The 12,216-nt window shown below is 64.1% G+C and carries 9 protein-coding genes; all 9 read right to left on the bottom strand.

The annotated features are described in order from the left end of the window. From KAZ48_01325 to KAZ48_01285, 9 genes are read right to left on the bottom strand one after another with little or no spacing between them, the layout of a single operon-like run. Positions 1–1,425 carry a UDP-N-acetylmuramate--L-alanine ligase gene (locus KAZ48_01325; GenBank protein ID MBP7971408.1) on the bottom strand — a complete coding sequence of 475 codons (1,425 nt, stop codon included), beginning with the start codon at positions 1,423–1,425 and terminating at the stop codon, positions 1–3. A gap of 32 nt (positions 1,426–1,457) precedes the next feature. After that, positions 1,458–2,534: an undecaprenyldiphospho-muramoylpentapeptide beta-N-acetylglucosaminyltransferase gene (gene murG, locus KAZ48_01320; GenBank protein ID MBP7971407.1), complete on the bottom strand. Its 1,077-nt coding sequence runs from the start codon at positions 2,532–2,534 to the stop codon at positions 1,458–1,460. Beyond that, entirely contained in the window at positions 2,531–4,147 is a 1,617-nt protein-coding gene (gene ftsW, locus KAZ48_01315) for a putative lipid II flippase FtsW (protein MBP7971406.1), read from the bottom strand. Before ftsW ends, murG begins: the two co-directional genes overlap by 4 nt. Before the next feature lie 21 nt (positions 4,148–4,168). Beyond that, a complete protein-coding gene (locus KAZ48_01310; GenBank protein ID MBP7971405.1) occupies positions 4,169–5,620 on the bottom strand; it encodes a UDP-N-acetylmuramoyl-L-alanine--D-glutamate ligase in 1,452 nt (483 codons plus the stop codon). Continuing rightward, complete coding sequence (locus tag KAZ48_01305; protein ID MBP7971404.1) at positions 5,605–6,672, bottom strand: phospho-N-acetylmuramoyl-pentapeptide-transferase; 1,068 nt, start codon at positions 6,670–6,672, stop codon at positions 5,605–5,607. The genes KAZ48_01310 and KAZ48_01305 overlap by 16 nt, the downstream gene beginning before the upstream one ends. Continuing rightward, the gene (gene murF, locus KAZ48_01300) at positions 6,669–8,069 is read right to left on the bottom strand and encodes a UDP-N-acetylmuramoyl-tripeptide--D-alanyl-D-alanine ligase (protein ID MBP7971403.1); all 1,401 of its coding nucleotides are present in this window, start codon (positions 8,067–8,069) and stop codon (positions 6,669–6,671) included. Before murF ends, KAZ48_01305 begins: the two co-directional genes overlap by 4 nt. Next, entirely contained in the window at positions 8,066–9,622 is a 1,557-nt protein-coding gene (locus KAZ48_01295) for a UDP-N-acetylmuramoyl-L-alanyl-D-glutamate--2,6-diaminopimelate ligase (protein MBP7971402.1), read from the bottom strand. Before KAZ48_01295 ends, murF begins: the two co-directional genes overlap by 4 nt. Beyond that, positions 9,604–11,514 carry a penicillin-binding protein 2 gene (locus KAZ48_01290; protein MBP7971401.1) on the bottom strand — a complete coding sequence of 637 codons (1,911 nt, stop codon included), beginning with the start codon at positions 11,512–11,514 and terminating at the stop codon, positions 9,604–9,606. Before KAZ48_01290 ends, KAZ48_01295 begins: the two co-directional genes overlap by 19 nt. Next, positions 11,511–12,167 carry a hypothetical protein gene (locus KAZ48_01285; GenBank protein ID MBP7971400.1) on the bottom strand — a complete coding sequence of 219 codons (657 nt, stop codon included), beginning with the start codon at positions 12,165–12,167 and terminating at the stop codon, positions 11,511–11,513. Before KAZ48_01285 ends, KAZ48_01290 begins: the two co-directional genes overlap by 4 nt. Positions 12,168–12,216: the final 49 nt, after the last annotated feature.

Raw genomic sequence — 12,216 nt, 5'->3', positions numbered from 1 at the left:
TCATGATGGGAGTCCCGCCTGGGCAGCCTGCACCGAATCCCGTTCCCGGCGCTCCAATAGCGAGAGAACCTCCGGTCCCATCATCGAGATATCACCGGCCCCGAGCGTCATCACGATGTCGCCGGAATGCGCTCGAGCGGCGAGCTCCATCGGGACCTTGGACCACGACGGTTCGAAGACGACACTCTCGGCGGGCAAGGCCACGTTTTCTGCCATCATCTGGCCACTCGCTCCTGGGATCGGCTCCTCGCCAGGTGCGAATACCTCCAACACCACAACCTCGTCTGCCAGCCCGAGCGCTTCGCCAAACTCTCGGCTGAACAGCGCTGTCCGGTAGTAGTGGTGCGCTTGGAACGCCACCACAAGCCGGCCGTCTCCGACGACGTCCCGCGCGGCTTTCAAAGTGGCCGCGATCTCGGTTGGGTGGTGAGCGTAGTCGTCGTAAACGCGGACTCCGTCGGCCTGACCGCGGAATTCGAACCTGCGCCGGGTCCCGCTGAAGGCTTCCAGCCCCTCCCGTAGTGAAGCCGCGGGGAAGCCGAGTCCGAGGCCGCAGATCAGCGCCGCAGTGGCGTTGAGAACGTTGTGGCGACCGGGCACAGACAGGGTAATTGGCCCAGTCCGCACTCCCCTGACCACAACGTCGAACTTCCATCCCGCGCCCTGGTTTTCCAGAATCTCAACCCGATACTCGGCATCGGATCGTTCGCCGTAGGTGCGGACATGGGCTCCGGCCGCGATCGTGCGGTCGGCGAGGCTGGAGCCACCGGGATCGTCGATGCAGATGGCCGTGAAGCCACCGCGGTTGGAGATGTCAACGACGAACTGGTCAAACGCTTGCTCGACGGCCCCGAACGTTCCCCAGTAGTCAAGGTGATCGGGCTCGACGTTGGTGACGGTTCCGGCCAGCGCGCCCAATTGGAGGAACGACCCATCGCTCTCGTCAGCCTCAGCGATGAACAGTTCACCGGTGCCTGAGTGAGCGTTCGATCCAGACTCGTTGAGCTCGGAACCGATGACGAAAGACGGGTCGGCACCACAGTGCTGCAGCGCCACCGTCAACATCGAGGTGGTCGTTGTCTTCCCGTGGGTGCCGGCGACAGCAACCCCGCGACACTGCGCCATGATCATCGCCAGCGCCTGTGCGCGCGTCAGTACGAGCAAACCGCGTCGATGGGCCTCAATAAGCTCCGGGTTGCGCTCCTTGATCGCCGTTGAGATCACGACAGTCTCGGCATCCCCGAGGTTCGCCGCGTCGTGGCCGATGTGCACGTCCGCCCCGAGCGCGCGCAGGGCAGCGACTCGGCGAGAATCCTTGACGTCGCTGCCAGACACGGCAACGCTGCGGGCGAGCAGGATCCGGGCAATTCCCGACATCCCCGCGCCGCCTATGCCCACGACGTGGACTTTGCCCAGCGAATTCATCTCTGGTATCGAATCGACCACGGAATCTCCACTCATCGGATGGCCAACTCCACCATGTCGGCCAATCGCGCGCCAGCATCCCGAACGCCATGTGCGGCCGCCGCTGCGGACATCCTCTCGCGAACCTTCGGGTCGGCTAACAAGGCCGTGGCTTGAGCGGCGATCCGGTCGGCGGTCAAGTCCGCATCGGCGAGGAACTCTCCACCGCCGGCTGCCACCGTGGGCGCGGCATTTAGCCGCTGCTCACCGTTGCCAATGGGTAGCGGAACATAGATCGCTGGGAGTCCAACCGCAGCGAGTTCGGCACAAGTCATCGCACCGGCTCGGCACAGGGCAAGATCGGCGGCGGCATAGGCGAGGTCCATCCGGTCGATGTAGGTCACGGCTCGGTAATGGGGCAGACACTGCGCTGGGACATCGGCGACCTGGTCGGAGTTGTTGGTACCGATGGCGTGCAGCACCTGAACGCCCTCGGCAACGAGCTGTGGAAGGGCAGCGACGACCGCTTCGTTGATTCGACGCGCGCCCAGCGAACCACCGAAAACGAATAAACATGGCCGATCCGGATCGAGGTCGAAGGCGATCCGGCCCTCCTGTCGTTGCGCGCCGCGATCGAGGGCAACGATGGCTGGGCGCAACGGAATGCCGAGCGTGATCGCATGAGGAAGCGCGCCCGGGGTGGCCTCTGCCAGGAATGGGGTAAAACGCGCTCCGACCCGGTTGGCCAAGCCAGCTTTGGCATTTGCCTCATGGATGACGATCGGACGCCGCCGGCGCGCCGCGAGGTAGGCAGGCATCGCGACATAACCACCGAAGCCAACCACCACCTCTGACTGGCGTCTAGCCATGATTGCCCGCACCTCCCGAACGGAGGTGCGGAGCCGGTTGGGGAGTCTGATGAGGTCGCCATTGGCGCGCCGCGGCATCGGTACCGCAGTGATGAGCTCAAGGTCGTAGCCTCGCTCGGGCACCAGCCGCATCTCAAGTCCGCGCTCGGTTCCCAGCATCACGACCTCGGTGGCGGGATCCCGTGCGGTCAAGACGTCGGCAAGGTTGAGTGCCGGCTCTACGTGTCCGGCTGTTCCTCCCCCTGCGAGCAGTACCCTCACCGCTGCCGATCCTCGGACTGGCGGCGGGGTTTGCCAGAACTCCGCGACGACGTTGCCCGACTTGAGCTGGCCCGTGATTTCGCGGCCTTCTTCTCAGACCGTCGCCCACGCGACTGCGTGTCCGGCTCATCAGTTGAGTGCCGATCGGCGCTGGTCTTGGCCTTGCTTTTCCGACCCATGCTGGTCCGACCGGAGGTGGTCCGAGCTGTCCGGCTCCGAGACTCCCGGGTCGACCCGGCATCGGTGCCTTCAGCCACCGACGGCGTCTTCCGACGGCGTCTGCGTTTCGACGGGTCGCCGGTTCGCCTGCGTCGACCTTTCTTGGCACCGCCACGCTGCGCGAGGAATGCCTGCGCTTTCGGTTGAGCGCGCGCAAACGCAAGTAACATCCCCACGGCCATCAGTGTGAATGTCAGCGAGGAGCCTCCGTACGAGACCAGCGGCAGCGGCAATCCGGTGATCGGCAATGCGCCCAGCACCGCACCAATGTTGATCAGTGCCTGCATGACGACCCAGATGCCCACGCCCGTGGTCGCCAACCGCACGAATTCGTCACCAGTTCGCATCGCAATCTGGGCGATGACGATCGCCACCACGGCAAAGAGTGTGAGCACACTGATCGTGCCAACGAGTCCGAGTTCCTCGCCGATCACCGCGAGGATGAAGTCGGTTTGCGCCTCCGGGAGGAAACCCCACTTTTCCCGGCTGGCACCGAGGCCGACGCCCCACCACCCCCCGGTAGCCAGGGCGTATTGCCCGTGGATGACCTGCCAACCCGCGCCCGTTGGATCGCTTGCTGGGTCGAGCCAGGTGGCGAACCGTTGCAACCGGTACGGCGTGGTGACCGACATCAACCCGATGAGCGCGAGTACCGCGCCCCCCATCCACCCGAAGAGCTTCATCGGTGCGCCAGCGATGAGCAGGATCGCAGCGACGATCGGCATGATGACCAGAGTCGTACCTAGGTCACCTTCCATCAGAATGAGGAAGACCACGGCGCCGGCGACGGGGGCCAGCGGCATGAGCAGTGACTTCCAGCCCTCAACCTTGTCCCGTCTTCGGCACAAAAGGTCGGCAACCCAGAGGATCAGCGCGAACTTGGCGAACTCACTCGGCTGGAGTCGGAAGGGTCCGCCAAGAGAGATCCAGTTCCGCTGGCCGTTGACGCTGACGCCAATGCCCGGGACCAACACCAGCAGGAGGGTGATCACGGACGCGATCAGAGCCGGCGTCGCCATTCGCCGGAAGAAGTTGATCGGCATTCGCGAGAGCACGAACATCGCGATGATCCCCAGTACGGCGAACATCGCCTGGCGAATGAACAGCGTGTAGCTCGAGCCAGTGCTGCGAAACGAGAAAACGGTCGAGGCCGACAGCACCATGATCAGGCCGACAACGATGAGGAGCATGACCGCGCCGAGCAGGAAGCCGTAGTCGGCCAGCGGATGCTTCATCGCCTTGCCAAGCGAGAAGAGCTTTCGACGCTCCGCCGGGGCCCGATCAGCGCGGCTGCCGGACGATTGGTCGGAATCAGTGACCGATATCTGGCGTGGCTCGGAGACAGCCGCTTCAGTGGCTCGGTTGCGCCGTCGGTAGGGATCGCTGAAACTCACCGGCGGCTCCCTCCCACGCGACTAACCCTCAGACGTACCCGACGCCCGCTCAATCAGTACTTTGACCTCGTCAGTGAAGGCATCGCCACGAGCTGTGTAGTCGCGGTACATGTCCCACGACGCGCAGCCAGGAGCGAGCAACACCGTGTCGCCTGGTTGCGCCATCTGCTGCGCTAGCCAAACGACCTCGGCCATCGCCCTAGTCTCCGTCGACGCCACCTCTTCCACGGGCACCTGCGGCGCGTGTCGGGCTAGTGCTTCGCGGATTACTCCCCGGTCCTGCCCGAGTAAGACGACCCCACGCATACGTCCGGCAGTCTCTTGGACCAATTCGTCGAAGCGCTGACCCTTTGCCAGGCCCCCAGCGATCCACACCACCGACTCATAGGCGCTCAGACTGGTCTGGGCCGCGTGGCAGTTCGTCGCCTTCGAATCGTCCACATATCGGACATCATTGACCATTCCGACCTCGGCTATGCGATGTTCGGCCGGAGTGAAGTTCCGCAGCCCCTCCCGAACCGCACCGGCCGGTACGCCGTACGCACGAGCCAGCCCGGCGGCGGCCAACGCGTTGGCGACGTTGTGAGGTGCGGCGGGTCGCACATCCGCGACACTGGCCAGTTCCTGGGCGTGTGTTTGGCGGTTGTCCACGAACGCGCGATCAACGAGGAAGTCGTCCACCACGCCGAGCATCGAGACGCTCGGGATGCCCAGGGTGAATCCAACGGCTCGGCAGCCCTCGACCACCTCTGCGTCGCGAACCATCTGCTCGGTCATGGCATCCTCGGCGTTGTAGATGCAGGCGCGTTGGGTTCGCCAATAGACCTGGGACTTGGCGGCGACGTATGCCTCGAAGGAACCAAAGTGATCCACGTGATCCTCCGCCACGTTCAGGCACGCCGATGCCAACGGGCTGACGGAGTGAACGAACGGTAATTGCGGCGCACCCACCTCGATCGCCAACACGTCGAAGTCGATCCCGGAGGTGACAGTCTCCACCAGACTTACGCCGATGTTGCCAACCGCAGCCGTGATCTTTCCGGCCGCCTTGAGCATGGATTCCAGCATCAGCGTGGCCGTGGTCTTGCCGTTGGTCCCGGAGATGAACAACCAGGCTGCTGGGTTGTCGCCTCGAAGCTGCCAGGCGAGTTCGAGTTCGCCCCAGACGGGCGTTCCATGCGCTTGAGCTTCTCGGATCACACCAGCACCCGGGCGGACTCCTGGTGAGACGACCAGCAGGTCGCAATCGCGGTCGACCCTGGGTTCCTGTCCGAGCCGTGTCACTGCGCCCAAAATTCCCAGCACGGACGCTCTTTCCTGCTGGGCGGCGCCGTCGGCGGCATCCACGATCGTGACCGTCGCCCCGCGTTGCATCAGCGCGTCAGCGCAGGCAAAACCGGCGATCCCCAAGCCGACGACAGTCACCCTGCGATCGACCCACGAGGCCATCCCCGACATCAGGCCCGTACCCATTCACCGTAGAAGAGGCCTAACCCCACCCCAATGAGCAAGCCTTGGATGATCCAGAACCGCACCACGATGGTGACCTCTCCCCAGCCCTTCATCTCGAAGTGGTGGTGTAGCGGAGCCATCCGGAACATCCGCTTGCCCGTGAGTTTGAAGGAGCCAACTTGGCCGATAACTGAAAGTGCCACCAACACGAATATCCCGCCCAGGAAAGGCAACAGCATCTCGGTTTGGGTGAGCACCGCGAGAGCCGCGATCGCTCCACCGAGAGCCAGCGAGCCGGTGTCTCCCATGAAGATCTGAGCTGGCGACGTGTTCCACCAGAGGAAGCCAAAACACGCTCCCGCGAGGGCAGACGCGAGGATGGCCAAATCCAACGGGTCACGAACCTCGTAGCAGCGGCTGAACACCTCAAGAGAACAACTCTGGCCGTACTGCCACACCGCCAACAGGGTGTACGCGACAAAAGTCATCACCGAGGCCCCTGTCGCCAGCCCGTCCAATCCGTCGGTCAGGTTGACCGCATTCGTGGTCGCGGTGACCAGGAACCAGATCCACAGCATGAACACCGCCGTTGGCAGCACCAACGGAGTGTCACGCACGATCGAGATTGCCCGGGATGCTGGCGTGATGCCGTCGGAATCGGGGAACTGAATGGCGAACCACGCGAAGCTGACCGCAATGACTGCCTGGCCGATCAACTTGGTTCGCGCCCGGATGCCGGTACTGCGATGTCGGAAGATCTTCATGTAATCGTCGATCAGCCCTACAGTGCCGAGGCCGACCATCAGGTACAGCGCCAACAAACCAGAAGCCGTCGGCGCGCGTTGGGCCACGATGTGTGAGGCCGCGTATCCCAGCAAGACGGCGACGATGATCGCGGCACCACCCATGGATGGTGTACCCAGCTTCCCCGAATGCTCGGGGTACGGCTCCTCCACCGTGGAGACCCGGATGGCTTGTTCCAGACCGCGTCGCCGCAGGAGTTTGATGAGGAATGGGGTGAAGAACAACGTCGTCAGCAGCGCGATGCCCGCCGAGACCAGCACGAAGATCACGCTGTGCTGCCTCCGTGGTCCTCGATGATTGAGCCCACCAATCGCTCCAAGCCAACAGCTCGAGACGCCTTCAGCAACACGATGTCACCTGGTTCAACGCCTTCCTTCAGTAGAGCTGCGGCTGCCTTGAGGTCAGGGACAGCTTCGGCCTCACCGTTGAAGTAGCCCTCACTGGCTGCCCCGAGCACGATACGTCGCGCACCCGGCCCGACTCCAATGACCCGATCAATACCGAGCCGCAAAGCAAGTCGACCCGTCGCGTCGTGGGCGGTCAACGAGTCATCGCCAAGCTCAAGCATCTCGCCCAGGACCGCCCACGTCTTTCGGTTAGTACCCATCGAAGCCAGCGCCTGCAATGCGACTGCCATCGACTCTGGGTTGGCGTTGTACGCATCGTTGACAACCGTGACGCCATCGGCGGTCTGCGTCACTTCCATCCGCCACCTGCTTGCTGCGCGGGCCTTCGCCAACGAGTCGACGATCTCCCGCGCCGGGATACCCACCGATGCTGCAGCGGCCGCAGCGGCGGCGGCATTGAGGGCCTGGTGGGCGCCGTGGGTTTGCAGCGGGACTGTGAAGAGTTCGTCCAGGATTCGCAGCACCACGGTCGGTCGTGCGAGTTCGTCGAGTTCAACCGACACGATCTGCACGTGGCAGTCGGCCCCTGAGCCGAACCACCAGACGCGTCCCCGAGTCAGTTGCACCATGGTCGACACTCGTGGGTCATCGGCGTTGAGCACGGCGGTGCCACTGGGCTTCAGCGCCGCGACCAATTCCGACTTCGCCTCGGCGATCTTGTCCGCTCCACCGAATTCGCCGACGTGGGCCGACCCAACGTTGAGCACCATGCCGACATCGGGGGCAGCAATCTCGCACAGAGTCTGAATGTGACCGATCGATCGCGCACCCATCTCCAACACCAGCCACTGCGTATCGGCGTCGACACTGAGCACGGTCATGGGCAGACCCAACTCATTGTTGAACGATCCGGCAGGTGCGACGGTGGGACCAGCCGCGCCAAACACTGCGGCGAGCATGTCCTTCGTGCTGGTCTTCCCACTTGAGCCGGTCAAGGCAACGACCCGCGTGTTCGGCAATCGGGCCAGCACCGCGTGGGCCAACAGTCCCAACGCCGAGACCGAGTCGGCGACCTCAATGGTTCGGCCCTCGGTTGGTCTACTGACAATCGCCGCCACCGCGCCGGCGGCCAACGCGTCGGCGACAAAGTCGTGTCCGTCGTAGGAGTCGCCAGCGATGGCGACAAACAGGTCACCATTGCTCACCTTGCGGGAGTCGTGCAAGACGTCACCGGTGACCATCGTGTTAGCAGCTTCGGGTAGCCATGGCGCCGTCCCTGCTACCGCAGCGACTACCTCAGCGAGCGAGATCGGGATCATCGCTGATCCGGGGTCAGAGCTGCGCGCAACACAGCGCGGTCATCGAGGGGGTGCACCACTCCGGCGATCTCTTGGCCAACTTCGTGACCTTTACCCAATGCCATCACGACGTCGCCCGGTTTGGCGAGCGCCACTATCTCCTGCAACGCTTCCTCCCGACCGGCTCGTTCCACCACCGTGCCAACCGGACCGTCCGTGACCGACCAGGCTCCGGCAAGAATCTCCCGACGAATATCGGCCGGGTCCTCTGATCGAGGATTGTCGTCCGTAATGATGACCACGTCAGCGAGGCGCACCGCTGTGGCACCCATTTTGGGTCGTTTGGCACGGTCTCGATCCCCGCCGCAGCCGAGCACGACGAGCAGTCTGCCATCCGTTCGGGATGCAGTTTCCCTTCCAACCAGCAGTGCTCGCTCGACGGCATCCGGGGTGTGCGCGTAGTCGACCAGTACGGCGAACGGCCGGTCTGAACTCACCGACTCCATTCGCCCAGGCGCCCCCGGGTACTCCCTCACTGATCGAACGACCGCAGCCAGCGGACAACCGACCAGGACTGCCGCGGCGGTCGCAGCCACCGCATTGCGCACGTTGAAGACACCTGGCACCGACGTGCCAGCCACCACGTGGCCCGTCCCGTGCGACAACTCATAGGACCAGCCGACACCTCTGCCGGTCAGTTTGGCTGCCTGCCAATCGGCGCCAGCTGCGCTTGCGGCCAGTGTCGGCTCCCACACGGAGTAGGTGTCGGTGGCAATGGCGGCCCTGGCCGCGAGTTCACGACCCCACTCGTCATCGACACAGATCAACGCTCGCCGAGCGTAGCTGGGGGTGAACAGCGCCGCCTTGGCTTCAAAATAGTGCTGCTGGTCGCCATGGAAATCGAGGTGGTCGTGGCCCAAGTTCGTGAAGATCGCCAGGTCGAAGTCGATGGCGTTCACTCGGCCCAGTGCAAGGGCGTGACTCGACACCTCCATCGCCACATGGGTGACGCCGCGCTCGTGCATCACGGCAAGCAGGGCTTGCAGATCGGGTGCCTCCGGGGTGGTTCGCACGGATGGCAGTTCCTCACCGTTCAAGCTGGTAACGATCGTTCCGATGAGCCCGGTGGGGTGCCCGCAGCCCCTCAGCGCAGCCTCGAGGAACATCGTGGTGGTGGTCTTGCCGTCAGTTCCCGTCACGCCGATCAGGGTCATGCGCTGGCTCGGATTGCCGTAGACCCACGCGGAGACTGCGCCAAGCAACGCTCGCGGATCCTCGGCAACCAGCACTGGAACGGCGAGCTCGCTGGCAACGCGCTCTCCTTGCCGATCGGTCAGGATTGCGACTGCGCCAGCCGCAACGGCATCGGAGGAAAATTCCGCGCCGTGGTGGTGCTCACCGGCCAGCGCCGCGTATATGTCGCCGGGGACGATCTGACGGGAATCCAACGAAATCCCCGTCACGGTCACCTCGGCGAACTCCTTGGCAACGGGCAGGATGTCCTGCAGTTGCCCAAGAGGTCGAGCAACCGGAGTGGGGCGAACCATGGTCCGGCCTAGTTGTCCCAGTTCCACGGGCCACCCTTGGTGGAACCCGGGGCATGCAGCGGTAGCTCAGGTGCCTTGGTGCCCGATGGTGGGACCTTCATCATCTGCAGTGCAGCGCTCATGACCTCTTTGAAGACGGGGCCACCGGTGACGCCGCCGAAGTGCTCGGCCTTCGGGTTCTGCGAAATCACCGCGACCACCAGCTTCGGATCGTCGGCAGGTGCGAGGCCGATGAACGACGCGACGTAGCCGTCGTAGCGGCCCTTCTTATCGTCGTAGCGGAACGCGGTTCCGGTCTTGCCAGCCACTCGGTAGCCGTCGATAGCGGCCATCGGGGCGGTGCCGTGCTTGCCGACCACTTCCTCCATCATCGTGATGAGCGTCTTGGCCGTCTCATCGGAGACGACTCGTACGGAGTTGGGAGCGGGCGCCTGCTCCGTCGTGCCGTCGGGCAGCGTCTTGGAGTCGATGACCTGGGGCGTCACGCGCACGCCGCCGTTTGCCACGGTCGCGAAGACGCTTGCTGCCTGGATGGCGTTGACCGACAAACCCTGACCAAACGCAATCGTTGGGAACGACGTTGGTGACCACTTCTCTGGCGGTGGCACGTAGCCGGTGGTCTCCCCCGGCAGACCCAATCCACTCGGTTGCCCGACACCGAAGCGCTGCAAATACTCGTACAGCTTCGGTCCGCCGATCTTCTCGGCGGCTTGGATAGTGCCGATGTTGCTGGACTGTGCCAAAACGCCGGCGAGAGTCATCTTGTACACCGGGTGGCTGACGTCATCGTGGAAGTAAGTGCCGCCGCGGAGTAGCTGATTCGGAACCCGGATGACGGTTGACGGATCCGCTTTGCCCTCGTTGAGGACGGCGGCCATGGTCATGACCTTGCTGGTGGAGCCGGGCTCGAATGCTTGGTCGATCGCATGGTTGCGAAGGTCGGATTCTTTGATGTTCGCGTCGTTCGGGTTGCCAGTCGGGGCCTGCGCCAGGGCGACGATGCGGCCGGTCGCTGGTTCCATCGCGACGACGACTGCGCTGTCGGCCTTGATTTCCTTGACCCGCTTGGTGATTGCCTGTTGCGCGATCCATTGCAAGTCCCGATTGATACTCAGGTGCAGGCTGGTGCCAGGCGTTTCCTGCGTCTCGCTACCGCTGCCGGTCGGGATCTCCCCTCCGGTAGCGGACCGTTCGAACGTCTTCTTGCCATCCACGCCCGCGAGCTGCTGGTTGTAGGCACTCTCAAGTCCGGCGGCACCGACACCTTCGAAGTTCGTGTAACCCAGCAGGTTGCCCGCCAGTGATTGAGACGGATAGACCCGTTTTGAGGCTGGTTCACTGAAGATGCCGGGGAGCTCCATCGCGTTGATCTGGTTCCAGCCGTCAAGCGTGACCCTGCGAGCGATGTAGGCGAAATGAACCTCTCGGCCGGCGGCATTCGTCCGGGGCGTGAGGGCCTGGAGGATCTTCGCCTCCGATACGGCCACGATCGGGGACAACTTGGCCGCGTAGTCGGTCGGGTTCTTCACCTCGTAGGGGTCGACCGTGACGTCGCGAGCCGGGATGGACTGGGCAAGCGCAACGCCATTGGAGTCGTAAATGGTTCCCCGTTCGGCCGGTACCGTCACGGTGACAGTCCGGGAACCCCGCGCTTCTGCGGCCATCGCATCTGCGTGGATCGCCTGGAGATCGATCAGCCGGGCCCCGAACAACGTGAAGACAAACAACGCGGCGAGCAACAGCGCGCGCAACCGCCCCTTGCCATCACTGAGCCGGAACGGCGCCTTGGCCGAGGCGTACAGGCGCCCAATCAATCCAGTGGCACCGCTGTCCGGCCGCTTGCCTGCCGATCGCCGCCCACGATCTCGCGATGACTCGCCGGACTGCCGCGGTGGCCGCGGTGGAGACGAAATGCTCACCGTGCTCCGCTCGGAATCAGCCCCACGGACTGCTCACCGCCGGGCGCGGTGGTTGGCGCGGGCAACATCGGCCGACCGGTGGTGGGGTCAATGATTTCGCCACTGTCAGTCCACTGAGTTGAGACCCCCACCGGCGTCTCTCCGCCGATGCCACCGGAGAAGCCGGTCTGACCGTCAACTGGAGTCTCGCCGCCAGCGGCCGTGGCTCCGCCTGCTGCCGAGTCGGCTGGTTTGGGCTTGGCCTTCTTGGCCTTCGGCGCCGGGGGCGCCAACGCGGGGTTGGACTGACCAAGGATCTTGCCATCGGACAGGCGCAGGAACAGCGGGCTGCCGGCAGGGACCATCCCCAGATCGCGGGCGCGTTGCTCAAGCCCCACGGGCGATTCCGCGGCGGCCAACTGCTCACTGAGGGTCTGTTCCCGAATCGTGAGGTCCTTCGAGGCTTGCCGAACGTTCAGCAATCGGAAACTGTCCTCGGCAAGCGAGGTATTGAGGAAGAGCAGCACAATCAGCGTCATTGTCAGCGATCCCAGGACAAATAGCACGAACGCGCCACTGCCCATTCGCAGACGTCGACCGGCGAGAACGAGCCGGATTTTGTTGCCCGCGAGGACATCGCCGGACCACGAGGGCGCCGCAACCCCTGCCGACACGGACGCCGACGCCGCGGAAGCACTCAGAACCGGGCCACCAACGTTCGGC

This window comes from Candidatus Nanopelagicales bacterium (assembly GCA_018003655.1).
In the GTDB taxonomy this organism is placed as follows: Bacteria; Actinomycetota; Actinomycetes; order S36-B12; family UBA10799; genus JAGNDY01.
Note: the sequence above shows the minus strand (reverse complement) of the source record. Positions and strands in the feature narration are given on the sequence as shown.